General features: G+C 34.9%; 17 protein-coding genes and 1 riboswitch. Of the genes, 6 read left to right on the top strand and 11 right to left on the bottom strand.

All coding sequences use genetic code 11. The features are described 5' to 3' along the window. Nucleotides 1-51: 51 nt before the first annotated feature. Nucleotides 52-1,524, top strand: a complete 1,473-nt coding sequence (gene zwf, locus ACH6CY_RS08305) for a glucose-6-phosphate dehydrogenase (RefSeq protein WP_374066868.1) — start codon at nt 52-54, stop codon at nt 1,522-1,524. 82 nt (nt 1,525-1,606) lie between these two features. On the opposite strand, the gene gndA is transcribed toward zwf, so the two are convergent. Together gndA and ACH6CY_RS08315 are read right to left on the bottom strand one after the other, a co-directional pair. Next, nucleotides 1,607-3,025, bottom strand: a complete 1,419-nt coding sequence (gene gndA, locus ACH6CY_RS08310; RefSeq protein ID WP_374066869.1) for an NADP-dependent phosphogluconate dehydrogenase — start codon at nt 3,023-3,025, stop codon at nt 1,607-1,609. Between the two features lie 133 nt (nt 3,026-3,158). Then, nucleotides 3,159-3,896, bottom strand: a complete 738-nt coding sequence (locus tag ACH6CY_RS08315; RefSeq protein ID WP_374066870.1) for a Cof-type HAD-IIB family hydrolase — start codon at nt 3,894-3,896, stop codon at nt 3,159-3,161. Nucleotides 3,897-4,401: 505 nt separating this feature from the next. Beyond that, a riboswitch (glycine riboswitch) is annotated at nt 4,402-4,477 on the top strand. An 87-nt stretch (nt 4,478-4,564) separates the two neighbouring features. Between ACH6CY_RS08315 and ACH6CY_RS08320 the strand changes: the two genes are divergently transcribed. After that, nucleotides 4,565-4,837, top strand: a complete 273-nt coding sequence (locus tag ACH6CY_RS08320; RefSeq protein WP_374066871.1) for an ACT domain-containing protein — start codon at nt 4,565-4,567, stop codon at nt 4,835-4,837. Nucleotides 4,838-4,852: 15 nt separating this feature from the next. Continuing rightward, nucleotides 4,853-6,214, top strand: coding sequence for a PFL family protein (locus tag ACH6CY_RS08325; RefSeq protein ID WP_374066872.1), 1,362 nt, complete (start codon nt 4,853-4,855; stop codon nt 6,212-6,214). An 86-nt stretch (nt 6,215-6,300) separates the two neighbouring features. Here ACH6CY_RS08325 and ACH6CY_RS08330 read toward each other — a convergent pair whose 3' ends face one another. The 3 genes from ACH6CY_RS08330 to ACH6CY_RS08340 all read right to left on the bottom strand — a co-directional run bounded on the left by ACH6CY_RS08330 (nt 6,301) and on the right by ACH6CY_RS08340 (nt 11,326). Beyond that, entirely contained in the window at nt 6,301-8,280 is a 1,980-nt protein-coding gene (locus ACH6CY_RS08330; RefSeq protein WP_374066873.1) for a fructose-specific PTS transporter subunit EIIC, read from the bottom strand. A 127-nt stretch (nt 8,281-8,407) separates the two neighbouring features. Further along, nucleotides 8,408-10,339 carry a BglG family transcription antiterminator gene (locus ACH6CY_RS08335; protein ID WP_374066874.1) on the bottom strand — a complete coding sequence of 644 codons (1,932 nt, stop codon included), beginning with the start codon at nt 10,337-10,339 and terminating at the stop codon, nt 8,408-8,410. Nucleotides 10,340-10,507: 168 nt separating this feature from the next. Next, nucleotides 10,508-11,326 carry an RDD family protein gene (locus ACH6CY_RS08340; RefSeq protein ID WP_374066875.1) on the bottom strand — a complete coding sequence of 273 codons (819 nt, stop codon included), beginning with the start codon at nt 11,324-11,326 and terminating at the stop codon, nt 10,508-10,510. A gap of 103 nt (nt 11,327-11,429) precedes the next feature. On the opposite strand from ACH6CY_RS08340, the gene ACH6CY_RS08345 reads away from it, so the two are divergent. Beyond that, nucleotides 11,430-12,428, top strand: coding sequence for a stage II sporulation protein M (locus ACH6CY_RS08345; RefSeq protein ID WP_374066876.1), 999 nt, complete (start codon nt 11,430-11,432; stop codon nt 12,426-12,428). A 59-nt stretch (nt 12,429-12,487) separates the two neighbouring features. Here the strand turns inward: ACH6CY_RS08345 and ACH6CY_RS08350 are convergent, their stop codons facing one another. From ACH6CY_RS08350 to ACH6CY_RS08370, 5 genes are read right to left on the bottom strand one after another with little or no spacing between them, the layout of a single operon-like run. After that, the gene (locus ACH6CY_RS08350) at nt 12,488-13,741 is read right to left on the bottom strand and encodes a DUF58 domain-containing protein (RefSeq protein ID WP_374066905.1); all 1,254 of its coding nucleotides are present in this window, start codon (nt 13,739-13,741) and stop codon (nt 12,488-12,490) included. After that, on the bottom strand, nt 13,695-14,627 hold the full coding sequence (locus ACH6CY_RS08355; RefSeq protein ID WP_374066877.1) for an AAA family ATPase: 933 nt from the start codon (nt 14,625-14,627) through the stop codon (nt 13,695-13,697). The genes ACH6CY_RS08350 and ACH6CY_RS08355 overlap by 47 nt, the downstream gene beginning before the upstream one ends. Beyond that, the gene (locus ACH6CY_RS08360; RefSeq protein WP_374066878.1) at nt 14,624-15,748 is read right to left on the bottom strand and encodes a DUF4350 domain-containing protein; all 1,125 of its coding nucleotides are present in this window, start codon (nt 15,746-15,748) and stop codon (nt 14,624-14,626) included. Before ACH6CY_RS08360 ends, ACH6CY_RS08355 begins: the two co-directional genes overlap by 4 nt. Further along, nucleotides 15,726-16,403, bottom strand: coding sequence for a DUF4129 domain-containing protein (locus ACH6CY_RS08365; protein ID WP_374066879.1), 678 nt, complete (start codon nt 16,401-16,403; stop codon nt 15,726-15,728). The genes ACH6CY_RS08360 and ACH6CY_RS08365 overlap by 23 nt, the downstream gene beginning before the upstream one ends. Nucleotides 16,404-16,430: 27 nt before the next feature. Beyond that, nucleotides 16,431-17,339 (bottom strand): hypothetical protein, encoded by a 909-nt coding sequence (locus ACH6CY_RS08370; RefSeq protein WP_374066880.1) that lies wholly within the window; start codon nt 17,337-17,339, stop codon nt 16,431-16,433. A 141-nt stretch (nt 17,340-17,480) separates the two neighbouring features. Between ACH6CY_RS08370 and ACH6CY_RS08375 the strand changes: the two genes are divergently transcribed. Together ACH6CY_RS08375 and ACH6CY_RS08380 are read left to right on the top strand one after the other, a co-directional pair. Continuing rightward, nucleotides 17,481-18,158 (top strand): CPBP family intramembrane glutamic endopeptidase, encoded by a 678-nt coding sequence (locus ACH6CY_RS08375; RefSeq protein WP_374066881.1) that lies wholly within the window; start codon nt 17,481-17,483, stop codon nt 18,156-18,158. Nucleotides 18,159-18,290: 132 nt separating this feature from the next. Next, nucleotides 18,291-19,547, top strand: a complete 1,257-nt coding sequence (locus tag ACH6CY_RS08380; RefSeq protein ID WP_374066882.1) for an L-lactate MFS transporter — start codon at nt 18,291-18,293, stop codon at nt 19,545-19,547. Nucleotides 19,548-19,603: 56 nt separating this feature from the next. On the opposite strand, the gene ACH6CY_RS08385 is transcribed toward ACH6CY_RS08380, so the two are convergent. Beyond that, nucleotides 19,604-21,970, bottom strand: a complete 2,367-nt coding sequence (locus ACH6CY_RS08385; RefSeq protein WP_374066883.1) for a polyprenyl synthetase family protein — start codon at nt 21,968-21,970, stop codon at nt 19,604-19,606. Nucleotides 21,971-22,066: the final 96 nt, after the last annotated feature.

The raw sequence follows: 22,066 nt of genomic DNA on the forward strand, positions 1-22,066 counted from the left end.
TGTTTAAACCAATTTATTTAATTAACTTAAAAAGAGAGGTAGTAATAGTCAATGACATATCATACGCCAAAAGCAGTAATTATTATTTTCGGAGCGACAGGAGACTTAGCTAACCGAAAGCTTTATCCATCTCTATATCGCTTATATCGAAATGGTAAACTCTCTGAAAACTTCGCAGTAATTGGTGTAGCAAGGCGACCACTTACAAATGAAGATTTCCGTAACAATATAAAGAAATCAATTGAGGAATTTAATGATCCTCATATTAATCCAGACGATTTCGCTTCTCATTTCCATTACAATCCATTTGATGTACAAGATCTTACCCATTATCAGAAATTAAATGCATTTATTAATGAGTTAGATGAAAAGCATGAAACGGACGGAAACAGATTGTTCTATCTAGCAATGGCACCTAACTTTTTTGGAACGATTGCCGCCAACTTGAAATCACAAGGTGTTACAAATAATACTGGTTGGACACGACTTATCATTGAAAAGCCATTTGGTCATAATTTTGAAACAGCGCAGCAGTTAAACAATCAAATTCGACATGCTTTTGATGAGGATCAAATTTATCGCATTGATCACTATTTAGGTAAAGATATGATTCAAAATATTGAAGTTGTCCGATTTGCGAATGCTTTATTCGAGCCTTTATGGAACAATCATTACATTTCAAATATCCAAGTGACTTCTAGTGAAACACTTGGCGTAGAAGAACGAGGACGTTATTATGATGAATCAGGTGCATTGCGAGATATGGTTCAAAACCATATGTTACAAATGGTTTCTCTATTAGCAATGGAGCCACCCGCTAGACTAAATCCTGACGATATTCGTTATGAGAAGATAAAAGTATTACGTAGTTTGAAGGAGATTAACGAAAATGACGTAGATCAATACTTCGTTCGTGGACAATACGATCGTGGTGAAATCAACGGAAAAGAACTAGATGCCTATCGCGAAAGCAATGGCGTTGATCCGGATTCCAACACTGAAACGTATGTAGCGGCTAAATTTATGATCGATAATTTCCGTTGGGCTGGCGTCCCATTCTATGTTAGAACAGGTAAACGAATGGCAAAAAAATCAACTGAGATTGTTATTCAATTTAAAGACTTACCAATTAATTTATATAAAGAAAAAGGCGACACCATCGATCCTAACTTACTTGTTATCCAAGCACACCCAGATGAGAAAATCACCCTACATTTGAATGCTAAAAAAGGGGATTATGATACTACAAGTAAACCAATTACAATGTATTATGATAAAAAACATGCAGAAGATAGTTATACACCAGAAGCGTATGAAGTATTGTTAAATGATTGCTTACATGGCGATTCAACAAACTTCGTACACTGGGATGAGGTAGCTCTATCTTGGAAATACATTGATATTATTTCTAATGCATGGGAAGGAAATAAAGCTGCATTTCCTAACTACACCTCTGGTACATGTGGTCCAAAAGCAGGTGATGAATTACTAGGAGCTAACGGACACCATTGGTGGAAATTATAATCAGTAACTATAAAAGCGAACGATCATATAAATGATCGTTCGCTTTTTAATGCTGTATATTTAGTTCAAACACCCACTATGCTTAATCAAGCCATTCTGTATGGAATACGCCTTCTTTGTCGATACGTTGATACGTATGAGCACCGAAGTAATCGCGTTGTGCTTGTAATAAGTTTGCCGGAAGCGTTTCTGTACGATAGCTATCAAAGTATGCTAGCGCACTTGCAAATCCTGGAACCGGAATACCACGTTCCATCGCAATAGTAAGTACTTTACGAAGAGATGACTGATATGTTTCAACAATCTCTTTAAAATAAGGATCAAGTAAAAGGTTTGCCAATGCTGGGTCACGATCGTATGCTTCTTTAATTTTCTGTAAGAATTGCGCACGGATAATACATCCACCACGGAAAATCATTGCAATATCGCCATAGCGTAAGTTCCAGTCATTTTCCTCAGAAGCTGCACGCATTTGTGCAAAACCTTGTGCATAAGAAACGATTTTACTCATGTAAAGCGCTTTGCGAATTGCTTCAACTAACTCATCTTCATTTCCTTCATATGCTTTTTCTTGTGCAGATGGACCTTGAAGAATTTTACTTGCTTTTACTCGTTCTTCTTTCATTGCTGAAATAAAGCGAGCAAACACAGATTCTGTAATGACAGGTAATGGTACTCCCAGATCTAATGAACTTTGACTTGTCCATTTTCCTGTTCCCTTTTGACCAGCTGTATCTAAGATTACGTCGACCATTGGCTTTCCAGTCTCTTCATCTTTTTTCGTAAAGATATCCGCTGTAATTTCAATCAGATAACTATCTAATTCACCTTTGTTCCAATCTGCAAATACTTGGTGTAATTTATCTGCATCATAACCTAAAACATGCTTCATGATGAAATATGCTTCACCAATTAATTGCATATCACCATATTCAATGCCGTTGTGTACCATTTTGACATAATGGCCTGCTCCATTCGGACCAATATAAGTGACACAAGAATCGCCCTCTACTTTAGCAGAAATAGATTCAAAGATTGGCGCTACTAAATCGTAAGCTTCCTTTTGTCCTCCTGGCATAATTGAAGGTCCTTTTAATGCCCCTTCTTCCCCACCAGAGACTCCTGTTCCAATAAAATGAATACCAGATTGATCTAGCTCTTTATTTCTTCGGATTGTATCTTGATAGAACGTATTACCACCATCAATGATAATATCGCCTTCATCTAATAATGGCTTTAACGATTCAATCGTCGCATCCGTTGCAGGTCCTGCTTTTACCATTAGCATGATTTTGCGAGGTTTTTCTAAAGAATCAACAAATTCTTCAATTGACTCAGCACCAACAAAATTTTTATTTTTTGCTTCATTATTTAAAAAGTCTGCTGTTTTCTGATATGTTCTGTTAAATACAGAAACACCGTAGCCTCTACTTTCAACATTTAACGCTAGGTTTTTACCCATGACAGCTAGGCCGATAACTCCAAATTGCTGTTTTGCCATTTTGTTCGCTCCTTTATTATGTATTCCTTCTTCTATGATACGTTGAAATATAGCTTCACGCAACTCATACTCCACATACTAACTTATACCAAAAAACACAATCATGCAATGTATAATTTTTAGAAAAGTCCAATTATTCAACAACCCATTTATTGATCGCTTCTGCAACACCATCTTTTGTATGGTGTGTCGTCACCCAATCAGCTACTTTTTTCACTTCATCTTGCGCGTTCTCCATCGCAACACCGAAGCCGGATTCTTCAATCATTTTGATATCATTTAGACTATCTCCCATTGTCATTACTTGATTCATTTTAATATCTAACTTTTCGCACAGCTTTTCAATTGCACGTGCTTTGTTTATTCCTACTGCGTTAACCTCTAAATTGGTAGGGCTTGAATTAGTTACTTCAATGTCTGTTTCACCAGCTAACTCGTCAATAATTTTCTTCCTAACCTCATCTTCTGTTATGTCAAAACCGTACTTAAGCCACGTATGTGCATCATAATCACTTGGGTGTTCATTTCTCCATACTTTTTCAGTCGAGACTAGCCACGTCCACGGATTGTAAGTTTGATGTATCTGTTTAAATTTATTTAAAGCTTCTGGAAGTAACGGATTTCTGTCCAAAAGTTCACCATCTGTTGTCCAAATTTCTCCCCCATTAACTGTTATGAGATACTTCACACCTAATGCTCTCGCATAGTCAACGCATGTGCTGTAATGCCTACCCGTTGCAAAAATAACTTCCACTCCATTTTTTATCGCCTGTTTAATTGCACGCTCATTTTCTATTGAAACAGTAAGATCTGTATGTAAAACCGTACCATCCAAATCTAACGCAATTAAGCGAATATCTTTTTTATTCATTATATAGCCCCTCCATTCATTCAACTACACTAACTATATCATGAATCGGAAGCTTACATATAAAGATATACTTGACAAATAAGAATAGTTATTAGATAATAATATATAAAGCTTTACCAGATAATTCATGAAGCAAGTTAGAATGATGGCATCTGCCCATGTTTTTCAATGTATATAAAACGGAACATTATATACGAATAGCAAGACTTATTCACACTGGATCGACTTCGGAGTCGTAAGGATATAAGAGAGGTAGGGCTTATATCGTTTAGGTTAAAAGCATCCAGGTGGAACATACCGCGGCAATTTAATCAAACAAAACAATTAAATAAAATTTTTATACTTGTGAAGATTGGTAAGTTATTAATAAGGGATACGCAATGGCGTATCCCTTTTCCAATCCTATGTATTATCTATTGACGTTCATATCGGAAACTGTTACTATCTTTTTATTGATCGAAATAAATTATATACTGCAATGAATATTATGGGTTACACTATAATAGGAGCAACTTCTGGAGAGTTCGTTCAAGCGACGCCGAAGGATTCACAATCTCAGGCAACAGGACAGAAGACATAACACCATTGTATCCATGCTGTTATTGTCCCTGAGATTGAAGAACATTCTTCAATCTTTTTTATTTTAATTAACTAATGAGGTGAAAAAAATGCAAAAACGCGCAGTAGTAAGTGTACTCGGCAAGGATCAGGTTGGCATTATTTCAAAAGTAACAAGCATCCTAGCTAATAATCAAATGAATATCCTTGATATTAGTCAAACCATATTACAAGATTTCTTTACGATGATTATGCTTGTTGATATGAGAAACACAGAGGATTTAGATCGTTTAATGAAAGATTTTGAAGTAATCGAAAAAGAACTTGATCTCACAATTAGCATTCAACTTGAAGATGTATTTAAATCGATGCATCGTGTATAAAGGAGTGGAATAAAGATGGCAGTTGCTTTTACAGAAATACAAGAAACCATTCGCATGGTGCAAATGGAAAGTTTAGATATTCGTACAGTAACGATGGGAATTAGCCTAAGAGATTGTGCTGATTCTGATTTTAAAACAGTACAAAAAAATGTGTATAATAAAATTACAACGTATGCAGAGAAATTAAAACCTGTTGCGGAACAAGTAGAAAAAGAATATGGCATTCCAATTATTAATAAACGGATTTCAATCACACCAATAGCTGAAATTCTAGGTAATCATTCGCGTGAGGAAGCGATTGATCTAGCAAAAACATTAGATCAAGCCGCAAAAAAAGTTGGCGTAGATTTTATTGGTGGATTCTCCGCTCTCGTACATAAAGGGATTACTAAGGGAGACCAAACATTACTTGATGCATTACCTGACGCGTTGAGCGTAACAGAACGTGTCTGTGCTTCTGTCTCTATTGGTACTACTCGAACAGGAATTAATATGGATGCAGTAAAACAGTTGGGAACGATTATTAAACAAACAGCTGAGAATACGAAAGAAAATAGTAGTATCGGTTGTGCAAAATTTGTTGCCTTCTGTAATCCTGTTGAAGACAATCCATTTATGGCTGGTGCTTTTCATGGTGCTGGAGAAGGAGAAGCAGTATTAAGTGTTGGCGTAAGTGGCCCTGGCGTTGTGCTTAATGCATTAAAACGTTATCCCGATGTTGATTTAGGCGAAGTATCAGACATCATTAAGAAAACAGCGTTTAAAATTACACGCGCTGGTGAATTACTTGGTCGTGAAGTGGCGAAACGTCTTGATGTTCCGTTTGGTATCATGGATCTATCCTTAGCCCCAACCAATGCAATGAATGATAGTGTGGCAGAGATTTTAGAGGAAATTGGTCTAGAACGTGTAGGAACACACGGTACGATTGCCGCTTTAGCGTTAATGAATGACGCTGTCAAAAAAGGTGGCGCAATGGCTAGTTCATACGTTGGTGGATTAAGTGGTGCCTTCATTCCAGTTAGTGAGGATAATGGAATGATTAAAGGGATAGAAGATAGCGCCCTTACTTTATCAAAATTAGAAGCAATGACATGTGTCTGTTCGGTTGGGCTAGATATGATCGCACTGACAGGTGATGTAACACCAGAAACATTATCAGCAATTATAGCAGATGAAGCTGCAATCGGGATGATCAACAAGAAGACAACAGCCGTACGTGTGATCCCTGTAATCGGGAAAACAGAAGGTGATACGGTTGAATTTGGTGGCTTATTAGGTCGCGCTCCAGTCATGGGTGTTAATCCATTTAGTTCAGCAAAAATGATCCAAAGAGGCGGACGAATCCCCGCTCCATTACAAGCTTTGATTAACTAATTTAGACAATACATTTTTATTTATATTTTCTAAAAAGAAACAGTTAGCCCACGAATCACGTGTGCTAACTGTTTTTTGTTTATCATCTATTTGATTTCATCTAACAATTCATATGCTTCTTCTTTTGAGCGTACCTCTAATAACTTGTCACGGAATGCATCATCCATTAACTTACGTGATAACATTTGAAGTATTTTTAAATGTGCATCCCCTTCTGTATGCTTTGGTACAGCAATCATAAAGATCAGCTTAGCCATAGATCCATCCAAACTATACCAATCTACACCTTCTGACTTTATCCCAAAAACAACACGAGGTTTTGTAACAGCATCAGATTTTCCATGTGGTATAGCAACATTCATACCAATTCCAGTACTATTTTCTTTTTCACGAGCTAAGATAGCTTGCTTAAATTTATTTTTTGAAGTTAGAGCACCATTTTCATCAAGTTTTTCGATCATCTTATCAATAACGTCATCTCTCGTATCAGCTTTTAATTTCGTATCAATTAAATCTAAAGTTAAAATATCTGTTAATTTATTTATTTCAACCGATTGATTTTTTTTATCTTCATTCTTGGGCTGCAGTACTTCTTCGGTGTTTTCACTTACTTCTACCTTATTTACTACATCCCCCTCCGTTACAACAGTTTTATCAGAACAATAAACATCTTTCTTAAGTAATTTAATCATAAACGCTGTAACAAACGAACCAATAATAATTGCTACAAAGAACATAAATACATTGTCCACCGCTCCTAAAAATCCAACAATCGGACCTCCGTGAGCCACTCGATCACCTACGTTACTTACCATAGCTATAACAGAGCCAGTCATTGAACCAATCATAATACTAGGAATGACCCGTAGTGGATCCTGAGCCGCAAAAGGTATTGCACCTTCCGTAATACCAAATAACCCCATTGTAAATGATGCTTTTCCTGTTTCACGCTGTGCAGACTCAAATTTATTTTTGAACATAAACGTAGCAAGTCCTAAACCAATTGGTGGTACTGCAATAGCAACAGCAATAGGCCCCATAATTTCATAGTTTCCTTCGGCGATCATTGCAGAACCAAATAAGAAAGCAACTTTATTTACTGGACCACCCATATCAAAAGAAATCATCGCACCTAATATGAGCGCTAGCAAAATTGAGCTTGTTCCTTGCATACCAGCTAACCAATTTGTGAGTGATTCAAACACTTGTGCAACTGGAGCTCCAATCAAAAGAACAAATGCTAAGCCTACAATAAGTGAAGCTATCACTGGTATAATGATAATCGGCATAATAGGCTGTACCATTTTTGGTACTTTGATTTTCTTAATCCATAACGCAACATAACCAGCTAAGAAACCAGCTATAATTCCTCCTAAAAATCCAGCACTTGCTTCACTACCATAAAAGCTTCCATTTGCAGCAATATACCCTCCAATCATACCTGGGGCTAGACCAGGACGATCAGCAATACTATAAGCAATATAGCCCGCTAGTATTGGTACCATAAAACTAAAGGAAGCTGCACCTATTTGTTCAATGGTCTTCCAAATGGAATCTTCTGGTATTTTAATGCCCTCTGCACCAGCTTGACCACCAATGGTTAGTGCAATTGCAATTAATAATCCACCAACCACAATAAATGGAACCATAAATGACACACCATTCATTAAATGGCGATAAATCGGATTTTGCTTATCGTTATCTGCACGTGTCGGCATTTTTGCTTGCTTATCATCAGCATTTGAATTTCCCTGATAAACGTCAGCTTGGCTATCTTTTATTCTTTTAATTAATTTTTCAGGATTACGAATCCCTTCTTGTACCCCAACAGCAATAAGCTTCTTACCTATAAACCGATCCTTGTTTACTGTTTTATCTGCTGCAATAATGACACCGTCTGCTTCCTCAATGTCTTTAGCCGACAATTCATTTTCAACACCAATAGAACCTTGTGTTTCTATTGTCATTTTAATACCTAATTCATCTGCAGCTTTTTGCAAGTTCTCTGCAGCCATATAGGTATGTGCAATACCATTTGGACACGAAGTAATCGCTACCAATTTCATAACCCATTCTCCTTTTTATAAAATTGTTATACTGTTAGTTTAATCTAAATAAAAAAAAATAAAATTTTAATTTCTTCCGTTTCTGTGGTAAAGGTGGTTTTATTCCTTATTGTCTATTCGTTATAACTTAAATATTTTGTAAGAATCTCCATTTATCTGTTTCTTTCGTCAAACTTTCCACATGAGTTGGTTGCTCTGTCAAAGCTGTCAAACGTCGGAAAAGCTGCTTATTATTAATTGTTTCATTTTTAAGTGCTAACATAAATACAAGAGATACTTTCTCCCCGTCCCAATCAATCGGTTGTTCTAATGTAGCAACGGCAATCGTTGAATGGATAACTAACTTAGGATCAGCGTGTGGAATGGCAATCCCACCACCTATTGTTGTTGCTGAGGTTTTTTCTCTAATCAACGCTTGATAAGAATAATTCTGTTCAACGTATCCTTGTTCATATAAGCGGGTAGCTAGTTTTTCAATTAACTCAAACTGATCGTTAACTTTAACCCGTAAAAAAACAAAGTCAGCATTAATAAACTGACTTAAATCAAACATTTTTACTTGTCTACTTGATTGTTCTTTAAAGAAATACATTAGTCTTTTCTCATCAGCCTTAGTGAATAAGGGAGTTACAGTCACTTCGCGGTGTTTTTCTAAACCAATTGGAGTAGTTGTTACAATTAAATCTGGATTGTGATCTAACAAAAATTCAGGTAATTCTCGCTTTGACACTGTAGCAATAATTTTAATTTCAGGAAAACGAACATTAATTTTAGAACGAAGAATTTCAGATACACCCATTCCCATATGACAGACAAGGACAATTTCTGGACCTTTTTTCTTTCTGTGGTGAATTCTCTCTTTGGCTGCTTGATAATGCAAGGTTAGGTAAGCAACTTCATCTTCTGGCAATTCATAAGGTAGCCTACTCTTCATATCTTGCAAAACAAATAGAAGTGTATTAAACATGTAAGGATACATTTTCTTTATATCATGTACTAAAGGATTGTCTGAGTGCAAATCAAAGCTTAAACGAGTAAACATTGTGTATAGATGTAGCTTCAATCCTTCTAATAATTGACGATCCTGTTCAAAAGGATTTAATGTAATAATCGTTAACCGTTTAGATAATTCATTAGAAATGTCTATTGCTTTTTTCTCCATTTCTACGTCTAATAATCGTGGTTCAGCCTTATTGAAATGTATTTTCGCCCCTAATATTTGCATGGACAAATAGATTATTTCACTATGAGGAATAGGTACTTTAAATGTATCACCAATTTCATAAACGAATTTACTAATCCAGTGATATTCAGGTTTTTCTTTTATATATATTGCTTCTTTTTCTGTAATTGTGACGAATTCCCTCATTTTAGACCGTTTAATCATTAATAATAAATATGTTGTTATGGTATCAAAGCTATCATCTGTTAGGAAAAAAGAATACTTTTCTTGAAATTGAGTTAATTTTTTTCTCAAAATATCTAACTCGTAAGCTTGAAAATAACGATATACAAAAGGTGAAGAAGGATATTTTTTTGAACCTAATTGATCTAGCGTAACTAGTGCTACTCTTCTGTTCTGCTCTGAACCTTTAAGTGATACTCCTATGCGCTGTCTTATTATTAACCGAAGATCTTTTTTTGCGAACCATGGTTCGAGCATATCTAATGCTTTTTTTATCGCCGTTTTTGTAACATAAAAGTCTTCAGCAAAATCTTGAATCGATGTAGCAGATTTATTTATTAATAATCGGTAGGCTAATGCTTGTAAGTCATCATCACCTAAATCTGTTTGATCGGATTGCTTATTATTTTGTTGATGCAAAAAATGATATAGTTGTGTTAATTCTTCTTTTTCTATCTCGATAGAAACGCCTGCTCCTGGCTTTCTAATTAACTTAGCTTGGTAATGCTTTTCTAAAAATACTTCAATTGTATCGCAGTCATTCCGGATCGTTTTTTCCGAAAAGGATAGCGTCTCTGCAATATCACCAATTAAAATATATTCTTTCTCTTTTAATAAGAGCAAACGAAGAATTTCAAGTTGTCTCGCATGCAAATTATTCATCCCCTTCATCAAAATACGGTATCATAATTAAATTGGATTGGAAACTTAAATGCTTTCTATTAAATAAAAGTTTCCGTTTTATAAGCATTTTTTATTCTATCTTTGTTTTTTAAAAAGAAAAAGACTCCATGTAGAGTCTTTTTAGCAGTCTAAATATATTTATGCATGCCAATCATATGCCCACTGATCTTTTAAATATAAATACAAAATAAATAGTGTATTCTCCGTGTCTACCACACTTTTGTTATCAATGGTGAGGTCTAATTTAGGAAACAGTATTTCCGCAATTTCATAAGTCAATTGTCTTTTTTCATGTAATGGGAGCGTATCATACCTCTGACAAAAGGTGTTTAATAGTTCCCAATCTTTTTGAGTGAATTGATTAATAACCATGTCGTTTAGTATTAAATCATTTTTAGATAATCGACGCATGTCAATAATTTTATCAATTACTGACTTTTTATTTCTTTTTTTCATTTGATTATCATAGATAACAATTGTACCTGCTGTCAAATCCCCTAATCGCTTATGCTTTGGATGTAGAAATACAAGCAACATTCCAACGAAATATAAAGAAGGTAATGCATCAACTAAACGCATCATATTCCTAATAACAGAAGATAATAATGTCATTGGATGTCCACTATCTTGAATAACACGAAGGCCAATCACTCGTTTTCCTATCGTTTTACCACCCCACAGAAACTCAAAGAATATATAATATCCAAAATTAATAATAAAAAACAAGATGATTACGATTGCTATTAACAATCCTCCATTATCAAATAAGTAAAATAGATTAAAGTCCGTATCCATTACGAGTAGTAAACCGATAAATAATATAGTATTTACAATAAGTAAAATAAACTGATCGATTATAAAAGCAGCTGCTCTACTTCCTAAACCAGCCACCTGAAACTGTAGTGATACAAACTCCGGTGTTCTAATATCTGTTTGTTGTCCATACCAGTCTGTCACATTTTCCCCTCCGTTCATAGTTAATTTGTTCCATAATACTATCAATTTTTAACTGTAGCATTTATAATAATAATAAAGTAAATTTCAAGTAAAGGTGATTATTGTGCAATTAAAAACATTTATTCAGCAACATCGGAGTGAATGGATGGCGCTAGAAGCATCTATTTACACATTACGAAAAAGAAATTCTATGAATCAAACGAACATTAATGAATTTGAATACTTATACCAAAAAACAACACAGCATTTATCCTATAGTCAAACCTACTTTCCCAACGATGAAGTGACCCGTTATCTAAATGAATTGGTGGCAAAGGCACATAACCTTTTATACCAAACCGAACGATCATCTTGGAAACAAATGCAGCATTTTTTAAGTACAAAATTTATTGGTTTATTATTAGATCAATGGCAAGCTATAGTCATTGCAATGCTCTTATTTACACTAGGAGCAATAGCAAGCTTCTTAGCAGTCATTGAAAACCCATTACATATTTACAAAATTCTTCCTAGCGACATGGTACAAAACATTGCAGATCCTAGTCAGCTAGAAGCAAATCAAAATGCAGGAAATGCCCCGCTAATGTCTGCTCAAATCATGACCAATAATATACGTGTTGCTATCCTTGCTTTTGTAGGTGGCATCACTTTTGGAATATTAACACTATATGTGCTAATTTATAATGGCATACTTATTGGCGCATTGGCAGGATACTTTTGGAATGCAGATAGTTCTTATATTTTTTGGGCTTACATTGTCCCTCACGGAATGATTGAGCTTACTGCTATTTTCATTGTAGGAGGAGCAGGTTTGCTCATGGGATATCGTTTATTCGTACCGAAAAACTTTTCTAGAGTATATCACCTTAAAGTGCAAGCAGTACGCTCAGTACAATTACTGTTAGGTACCATTCCATTATTTATTGTTGCTGGCCTCATAGAAGGGTATATTACACCAGCCGATTTGTCTTTAGAAATAAAATATACTGTTGCAATTACAAGCGTCGTCGCAATGATTGCTTACATGTTAATCGGTTATCATTTATTACAAAAAAAGACTAGAGCACCCCTCTATTCAGCTGATCAATATAGTAGGAAATAGCAGTTACAGCTAACCGATCTTCAGGGGCTTCTAACACAACGAAGCCTCGTTTCCCAAACTTACTTTATTTGCTTTGCTTTAAATTGTAATTGCTTTTGTGCAATCGTTTTTTCCATTGCTATTCGCACAGTTAAAGGATAAATGTTACGCTTAGCTTGTAATTGTTCGTCCTCAATCCCAATGATTATAAACAAATGTTTTTTTCTAATTTGTTGTAATGAATGCAAGATCGTTTCCTCATAAACAAACGTATCAACATCGCTAAAAAGCAATAGTAAGCTACGTTTCTTTTGCTTTAATTGGACATAGTGCAAAACATTTGTATAATTTGATTCACTAGCATCAACTTGTAACGCATACACCGCACGCAAGATAACTTGTAAATGTTCTAATCCTTTCGCTGGAGCAACATACGTATGTATCTTACTTGAAAAAGCAACAACAGATACGTAATCACCATTTTTTAATGCCGCTGCAGCAGTAGCTATCGTTGCCTCCAATACTTTCTCTAATCGATTTCCTTTATCTAGCTCCACCCCCATCATTCTGCCACAATCAATTAACAGTGTAATGTGCTTTCCGTGCTCTGGCTCATATTCATTTGTCATCACTTCTTGTAACTTTGCAGATTGATGCCAATTTATTTTTCTTGGATCATCACCAACGACATACGAACGAACCTTAGAAAATTCCCCCATGCCTGTTTTCTGCTTACGTATTTTTATTCCTTCATGCAACAAGTATCTTTGTGCACTTGCTAAGTAACGGTTCGTTTCCTCTAAATTAGGAATGACATGAGCAACCTGTCTAATCGTAACTGTTTTTTGTTTTTCCCATAAACCAAGCATGCTTTTATAACGAATATAAAGCTTATTAATCATATATTCTCCTCGCTCTAAAGGAAATACATGATAATTTATTTCTGTCATACGCTGCGCTTTAATCATTTGATTATATGGAAAAATTGTCTGAAATGACGTTGGAATCTGATCTACAAATCGCAGCATACAAGGTCGGTTACTGTTATTCTGAATGGTAACGGTAATCGTATGATTCTTTTGGCGCTCGAATTCTTCTGGAATAGAACGATGAGCTTCTAACAGACTTCTTTTTGGTGACAATAACAAATCAATCAATGAGATACTTATTAAAATTGCAGTCATGATAAGTACATGGTGTATTAAAAAGTGATTAATAGCTAACACAGTTAAAATAAAACCGATTATAGCTAGAATCACTAATAGCTTTGCAGTTGGTAAAACTCCTCTATCTTGGAACAGCAATCGCCCCCACCAATTCTTGAATAATGTCATCAAGGTTTGTTCCCTCCATTTCTGCATATGGAGATAACTGTACACGGTGACGCAGGCTAGGAACCGCTACAACTTTTACATCGTCTGGAGTTACATAATCCCTTCCTAATAAAAATGCCCAAGCTTTTGCTGTTTTTGCTATTGCAATTGCACCTCTTGTACTAGCCCCATATTGAAAGCTTTCAATTTCTCTTGTTTTGCGGACAATTTTAGTTATGTAATCAGCGATTGAATCATGTAATGTAATACTCGCCACTTCTTTTCTTACTTCATCTAACATGTCAGATGAAAATATGGCATTCGCTTCTTGTTTCGTATCTTGCTTTTCACCCGTTACTTGCTGTAACACACTGATTTCTGCTTCTAAGCTAGGGAAATCTACATCTAGCTTAAATAGAAAACGATCTTGCTGTGCTTCTGGCAATGGATAAGTCCCTTCAAATTCAATGGGGTTTTGTGTTGCAGCCACAAAGAAAACATCTGGCAATGCATAAGTCTTTCCTTGTATCGTAACTTGCTTTTCTTCCATTGCTTCTAATAAAGCTGCTTGGGTTTTTGCAGGTGTTCGATTGATTTCATCCGCTAATAGAACATTCGTGAAGATCGGGCCTTGCAACGTTTGAAAGGCCCCCTCCTTCATATTATATATCGTGCTTCCAGTTATATCACTTGGTAATAAATCAGGGGTGAATTGAATACGACTAAAATCACCACCTACTAAAGAGGCTAACGTTTTTACCATTTGTGTTTTCCCTGTCCCTGGAACGCCTTCAATTAATACATGACCATCTGCTAGAAATGCAGTTAATAGCAAACGGAGATTTTTATTTTGTCCGAGCACTTTAGATTCATAGGTTTCTAATAATGTTGCTATCTGCTCTCTCATTCTGATTCTACCTCTTTTCGTATGTGATCTATTTTTTGTGACCAATATATAAATGCTTGTTTAGATATCTTTTCGTGCGTTACTATCTCCTCTAAGCCTTTAGCAAAGATGCGTATTGCTTCTTTTGACAGTGAGGGCGTGATTCGATCAATTAGCTCTATATTTTCAACCCATGATTTTTTATAAGGAATACCGTAACGTTCTAGTAAACGACGTTTCAAAAAATCGGATTGAATCATTACTGCATCACGATAATTCTTTCCTTTTAAATACCAATTAGCAATTGCTTTTATCCTTTCATTACTGAACCTTACCGTTGCTTCCCTAGGTGTAACAATAGAACCAAATCGTTTTCCTTTTAACCATAAAACACCTATTAATAAAAGAAATATTTCAAACCAAACTACTAGAATCCAATTTGGATAAACTAACAATTTCGAAAATGCAGTAGGTGGGTTATGTATATATTCATTAAATATTATCGATTGATAAGAACGAAAATCAATGATAGAAAACAATGCATCAAGGTGGTCTTGTTCTAGGATATTCTCGTTTGTTAACCATTCTGGCTCGGTTACAACAAGTAAATGACCATCTCCATATGATCGTTCAATAGCAATAGCACCAGCTTTATCCTCTAATAGCACAACGTCTGACGGATTGTGCTCAAGTCGAATCGTTGAAGATACACTTACATGCAAGGACTTGTCCAATAACTCTGTAGATTCACCGACATTTTGAAATGAATTACTCGTATCAATATCAAACATCCCTTTTGGATTTTGTTTAAATAAAACAATCGTATTGCCATTTTCCATATAGGATTCATATAGTTGAAGTGCTTCTTCATCTGACAAAAGTGGCGGTTCAACCATAACTAATAATGTGTCTTCTAGGTTTTCTAAACGAGTTGGATTATGTTCCAAGCGTTCTGTAGCAACCTGTTCCTGCTCCAGAAAAGTATAGAGTGCTTTTGTGCCATTTGGCGCAGGTGACTTAGACAAATAAGCAGGGTAATCCTTTGGTTGATCACGCACGAGAAAATAACTAACTAATACAAATACAGAGAGGAGAATAAGTAGCCAAAGCCACATTTTTTTATCTGTTGTCTGTTGCGACATGCCCATTCTCCCCTACCTTCCATTCATCGCTCGTCTGCTTAAGGAGACTCATCCAATTCTCCCATTCGTCTCGAAATGCAGCATAGGACTCCTTTGTTATTGAACGATTTCCATAAGTACTTTGTTCGAAAAATATAGCGCACGAATAAAAATGTTTTGCTAATCTTGAATCAATTTCTACTAATTCGTCATAATATTCCCAGTTTGTTTTCCATGCTTGTGTTTTAACTAGACCTTTTTCATTTAACAATAATAAGAATGAAAGAAATAAGTGACGGGTTGCATTCGCATATCGTTGTTGCTCTTCAAATTGATTTGCTTTTTGTAAATGATCCTCACTCGTCCAATGTTTTTGATCCTTGTGAAGTGGCTGAATATTAGAGAACTTTTTACGACGAAAAACGTTTCTACTTATCTTGTAAACAATAGTAAAACCAACTACAACAATAGCCAAAATAGATATAATAATAATTAAGCTACCTATACTATTTGACGGGTTAGCAGAAAAAAACAACTTATCCACTAAATCTTCAAACCAAGAAGCGACTTGGTCGAATATTTTTTCTATCAAACTACGGTTATCTTGATAATAAATTTGATATTCTTGCTGATTTAAGATTGCTTTTAATTTATCTTCAGCTTCATGCCTCTCCATCATTTTCTCACCCTGATCAACATTTAATTATTGTAGCTTTTCTTCATGATAGGTATGAATCATCCCTTTTAAGTCATCTGCAGTATTTCGTGTAACGGAATCAAAATACATTACACCATATCCTACCACTGTAAATAAAGTAGTAAATAAAATCACTATGTTCAGAATAACCCCATATAGTACACTCATTCCTAAAAAGAAGCTAAATAACTCAACAACAGTAATAAATGCAAATGTAATTAGTATAAATACAACATATAACCAAAATAACTTCCATACTCTACCTTTAGATAACTTCCAACTAGCAGTTAATCCTGGTGCTACGCGATCAAATAACACAGCCGGTAAATAGAAACTCCAACGGGTAAACAGTAATCCAAATCCGATAAATCCACCAAGAAATAATAGAAAAGCGGTTATAATACCTGCTAAAGCATTAGTAGCTATACTAGAGAACAGAATAGTAAGTATTATTATAGTTGGTATAATCAAAATCGCAGATACAATAACACTTATTAATAATGTGCTCCATAGAAGTGGCCAAAACCGGGTGAATGCTTTCTTAATTAATTCACTAACGGTATATGCCTCTCCATCTTTCACACGCTTTACTAATAAAATAATTGCAGCAAATAATACCGGATAAAATAGTGTCATTAATAGAGTTGTGAGTATTATACCAATACTTTCTGCAACTGCCATTAATAAACTAGCGTCTTCATAAGTGTTGAGCGATTGCTCAAACCATTGACTATTGTCAACATCACGAATGAGGTCATATCCAGCTATGATTTCACTTAATGCTTGCAAAAGTATAATTGGACCCATGAAAATAAGTAACAATAAAAATAATTTAGAAAAGTGCCCTTTTGAAATCTGAAAAGTTACATCTAAAATCTCACCAAAACGCATTGGTCTTTCAAATTTATTTTTCATTATATCTCCTCCTCAAGAAACATCTGAGAATTATTCTACCATTGTTTCTTAATTATTAACATATGATTGGAAAAAATTATTTTAATTTTCCTTTAATGTTATAATTACTAATACTTATATAAAATAATGAGGGATGTAAACATGACTAAGAACAGGAGTGCCAATTCAATAATAATATTGGTTACAGTTAGCTGTATCGTTATGGCTTGGGTAGACGCAATATGGACACCAAATTATGCTTTGAAATCAGGAATAAAATTACTATTATTTTTAGTTATACCGATTAGTTACGCAATGATCAATCACAACACTTCTTTTTCACAGCTATTTTCATTTAAAAAGCAAAAAATACTACACCCCTTTCTTTTAGGGGTGACGGTATATCTATTGATTATAGGCGCTTATTTTTCATTTGGCTCTTTCTTTGATTTAACAAACATTACAGCATCACTTCAATCAACTATAGGAGTTTCAAAAAATAACTTTATTTTTGTTGCTTTATATATTTCATTTATTAACTCTTTATTAGAGGAATTTTTTTTTCGTGGATTTGCTTTTTTACAATTGAAGAAACATACGAATCGTAAGGCAGCATATTTTTTTAGTGCTAGTATTTTTGCTATTTACCATGTAGCGATCATGTTAGATTGGTTTAGTATTGGCTTATTCATTGTTTTAGTTGTGAGCTTAGTCTTTGCAGGAATGTTATTCAATTGGTTAAATGAGAAAAATGAAAGCATTTATACTTCATGGTTTGTACATATGGCAGCTAATTTCGCTATCAATACAATTGGTTTTATCTTGTTTGGTATCATTTAACCATTTGCGATCGCTTTCTATAAAAACATTATTTTTCGTGATAATGTTCACATAAAAGTCATTCTATCTTTCTTTCTTTTTTGTTATAGTATTACATGATAAACTTACTTAATATTACTAACGGAGGTTACTATGAAAAAAAATCGTTGGCTTATTGCACTATCAGCTATTGCAATCCACTTATCAATTGGTTCGGTATACGCATATAGTGTATTTAAAAACCCTATGTCGGATGCATTAGGGTGGAACAGTAAAGAGGTTACACTTTCATTTACAATCGCTATTGCCTTTTTAGGTCTTTCAGCAGCAACATTAGGAAGATTTGTTGAGAAGTGGGGACCAAGAAAGTCTGCTATGATTGCAGCTATTTTATTTTCTTCTGGAATGATTGGTGCAGGCTTTGCTATTAGTCAAGAATCACTTGCATTATATTATTTAACCTATGGTGTACTTGGAGGAATAGGTTTGGGTGTTGGATACATTGCTCCTGTTTCTACATTAGTAAAATGGTTCCCTGACCGTCGCGGTCTTGCAACCGGCATGGCAGTTATGGGATTCGGTGCTGGTTCATTGATTGCTAGTCCCGTAGCAGCTGAATTAATTGCAGTAGTTGGTCTATCTAAAACCTTCCTTGTTCTAGGTCTTACCTATCTTGTTTTAATGGTAGCTGGGGCATCATATATTGTTCGCCCTCCTGAAGGATGGTTACCAAAAGGAATGGAAGAAGGAGCCAACACAAATAAAAAGAAAAAAATCAGAACTGATTTATCTCAACTGACTGCAAATGAAGCAATCAAAACCAATCGTTTTTGGTTACTTTGGGTTATGATGTTTATTAATATCTCATCAGGAATTATGCTTATTTCAATTGCTTCACCACTCGGACAGGATAAAGTAGGAATGTCTGTCGTTGCAGCGGCTTCAATGGTAGGGATTATGGGATTTTTTAATGGATTAGGAAGAATTGGCTGGTCATCTATTTCAGATTACTTAGGTCGAAGTAATGTATTCATTCTATTCTTTGGAGTTCAGTTTATATTATTCTTATTGTTACCTAACATTACAAACCCGCTAATATTTCAGCTACTTATCTTTATCATTATTTCTATGTACGGTGGCGGCTTCGCTTGCTTACCTGCATTTATCGGAGATTTATTCGGAACGAAGCAACTTGGAGCTATCCACGGTTACTTGCTAACCGCTTGGTCCTGTGCTGGCGTTTTCGGTCCAATGCTAGTCGCTACAATCAGCGATGCTACCCAAAGCTACAATGCAACATTCTATATATTCGCTGTTTTACTTGTTGTAGCACTTGCAACATCGATTATCATGCAGCTTAGTATAAATAATGAAAAAAAGAAAAACATGAAAGTAACACAATCCGCTTAAAGCAAAGCAGGAAACCTACAAGAATAGGTTTCCTGCTTTTTTCACATATTTATTGGTTAATAGTCACGTTCAATAAGATAGGTCAAAAGGTAGGTTAAGAAATGATAAGATGCAGGTAATTGATTCAACACTTCCTGCGCCTCACAATAATGATCCCACTTTTTTTTCTTAGCACCTAACGTACCTAATACAGTAACAAATGTTGAACGATTATTTTCTTCATCCATTCCACTAGATTTCCCAAGTAGATCAGAATCTCCTTCTACATCTAATAAATCATCTTTAATTTGAAAAGCAACTCCGGCATGATAAGCAAACTGTTTAAGTAACTTTTTTTCCTGATCACTTACACCAGATAATATAGCAGGCATTAACAAAGATGCTTCAAAGCCTAAGCCTGTTTTATAAAAGCACATCGTATTTAATTGCTCTAATGAAAGTACTGACCTCTTTGAATCTAAATCCATTGCCTGACCTTTGCACATATGTGCAGTAACTTGAGATGCATATCTAATCAATTCAAGCACCGTATTAGAATCAAATTGAGTGAGTGAGGCCTGTTCGTAAGTAGCTTGCTGTGTTAGAAACAAACCTGTCAATTCACCAACAGCTTGATCATATACTTCATGAACCGTAGCGCGCCCTCGTCGAACAGAAGCATTATCTTGCGCTGGTAAATCGTCAAATATAAGAGATGCCGTATGCATATATTCTAATGATTTTAATAATGGAATAATTGCACACTTGTCCAGTTGATATGTTTTTTCTGCTATCATCCACGACATGATCGGTCGTAATCGTTTGCCACTTCCTTGCACCGTGTAATTGGCTGCATCTGTTATCCTTTCCATCAGTTCTTTGGCTTGATTTTCTTTTGAAAAATACAATAATTGATTAAGTTGTTCTCGTACCTTTTTTATCTCCTCTACCATGTTATCTTTTTCTTCTTGTTCCATTTGAAATGTTTCTAACATCGTATCTCTTATACGTTTATCGAAGAAATCAACATCGGTTGCTTTACGAACCATTTTTTCAACTAAACCTTGTAACTCCTTATTTTTTATTGATAATTCTTTCATCACCTCATTATATTTGTTAACACCGTTCTTTTCTTTAAAACGTTTAAGTCCATTTATGGCACGATCTAATATTATTTCACATATAAGTGGATCGGAATGATAAACGTTATGAATTAAGTAAGCAATGACATTCCAATATAATTCAAACGGATTAATTAAGTCCGATCGTGTTTTTTTATATGTCAGATAATACGTGTAAGGTGTGACAGCTCCTACCTTCAAATCATCGAACATATCAGCAAAATCATCTGATAACTGATTGTATATTCCATAAAAAAATGTGCGTGTTTCTTTGTATTCATCTCGATTTGTCCCTAAAACAGCTCCTACGATTAGTCTTGATGAAGCTGATTTTAAAATAATAGGAAGATAAATATCTTTATTCTGATAGCTTGTAATTTCAAGTTGCTTTATCCGATCCAATTCTTGTGACCGAAAGAAAACATAAGCTTGCTCAAAAAAAGTATCACTCGTTTCTTTGCTTTGCTGGGAAATGATATACTGAAAAGCATCACGCAATTCTTTATATACAAACAGCATGAAATCACGATTTTCTCCCGCCCATGTTTTTATGTTTGGAACCGACCGAGCAATAAGTGCTGATTCTATTATTTTAGAAAAATATTGCTTCTCATGTGTAGATAATATATTAGAATCTAGTAAATCATCAATAAATGGATACGTTAAGCCATATGCATATCCTAATCGAACCGCTTGATCTAGCTGTTTGGCACGCACTTCGTTATCTACGTTATCATCTAAGTCATCTAGTACTTGCATGACTACACCTGCAATGGTCTTGATTAACTTTCTCTTTGCGTGTGCGACATCCATTCCTTTAGGAAAATGTTGAACAATTGTATTTATTTTTCCCATTACCCAAATAATCGCTTCTTCAACTTGTTCTTTTTTCGCCCAACGGTAAACACGATGCACGTTAAAATCTGAGAGCACATCATCTTCTTGATTAATATTGTGCTTTAACTTCTCTATCACCTGTAGAATGCGATGCTTTGTCTGTTCTTCACTTATATCTTTCCCTAAATCACGCATATAAATATAAGAAATACTTCTTTCTAAATAGCGGTCTAATTGCCCCTTTTTTTCTAGCCACGTGAGATAAGTCTTATCCGTGTTTTTAGACATACCTTTTCTCCTGAAAAATAACAAACAAGTGTGTAGAAAAGAGGTATGATGTTGCTTCCATAGATTTATGTCTTTTATTAAGGTAGATTCATAATTTCTTTGTTCTAATTGAGAAAGAAGTGTTTCATAATAGTTCTCTGCCTTCTTTTCTGCTCGATTGTAGCACATGGATGCCCTTTGTTTTTCGTCTTCATTCATTCTATACACCTCTTACCATGAATTATATTACTTAAAATTATATATATCCATTATTCATTGAATACACACATTTTCCTTATCATAGCATTTTTTTTC

Source organism: Paraliobacillus sp. JSM ZJ581 (assembly GCF_044383835.1).
GTDB lineage: Bacteria > Bacillota > Bacilli > Bacillales > Amphibacillaceae > Paraliobacillus.

Excerpts from the sequence above, each read along its gene's own strand:
- zwf (WP_374066868.1), top strand. The coding sequence starts at position 52 with ATGACATATCATACGCCAAAAGCAGTAATTATTATTTTCGGAGCGACA.
- gndA (WP_374066869.1), bottom strand. The coding sequence starts at position 3,025 with ATGGCAAAACAGCAATTTGGAGTTATCGGCCTAGCTGTCATGGGTAAA.
- ACH6CY_RS08315 (WP_374066870.1), bottom strand. The coding sequence starts at position 3,896 with ATGAATAAAAAAGATATTCGCTTAATTGCGTTAGATTTGGATGGTACG.
- ACH6CY_RS08320 (WP_374066871.1), top strand. The coding sequence starts at position 4,565 with ATGCAAAAACGCGCAGTAGTAAGTGTACTCGGCAAGGATCAGGTTGGC.
- ACH6CY_RS08325 (WP_374066872.1), top strand. The coding sequence starts at position 4,853 with ATGGCAGTTGCTTTTACAGAAATACAAGAAACCATTCGCATGGTGCAA.
- ACH6CY_RS08330 (WP_374066873.1), bottom strand. The coding sequence starts at position 8,280 with ATGAAATTGGTAGCGATTACTTCGTGTCCAAATGGTATTGCACATACC.
- ACH6CY_RS08350 (WP_374066905.1), bottom strand. The coding sequence starts at position 13,741 with ATGACATTATTCAAGAATTGGTGGGGGCGATTGCTGTTCCAAGATAGA.
- ACH6CY_RS08355 (WP_374066877.1), bottom strand. The coding sequence starts at position 14,627 with ATGAGAGAGCAGATAGCAACATTATTAGAAACCTATGAATCTAAAGTG.
- ACH6CY_RS08360 (WP_374066878.1), bottom strand. The coding sequence starts at position 15,748 with ATGTCGCAACAGACAACAGATAAAAAAATGTGGCTTTGGCTACTTATT.
- ACH6CY_RS08365 (WP_374066879.1), bottom strand. The coding sequence starts at position 16,403 with ATGGAGAGGCATGAAGCTGAAGATAAATTAAAAGCAATCTTAAATCAG.
- ACH6CY_RS08370 (WP_374066880.1), bottom strand. The coding sequence starts at position 17,339 with ATGAAAAATAAATTTGAAAGACCAATGCGTTTTGGTGAGATTTTAGAT.
- ACH6CY_RS08375 (WP_374066881.1), top strand. The coding sequence starts at position 17,481 with ATGACTAAGAACAGGAGTGCCAATTCAATAATAATATTGGTTACAGTT.
- ACH6CY_RS08380 (WP_374066882.1), top strand. The coding sequence starts at position 18,291 with ATGAAAAAAAATCGTTGGCTTATTGCACTATCAGCTATTGCAATCCAC.
- ACH6CY_RS08385 (WP_374066883.1), bottom strand. The coding sequence starts at position 21,970 with ATGAATGAAGACGAAAAACAAAGGGCATCCATGTGCTACAATCGAGCA.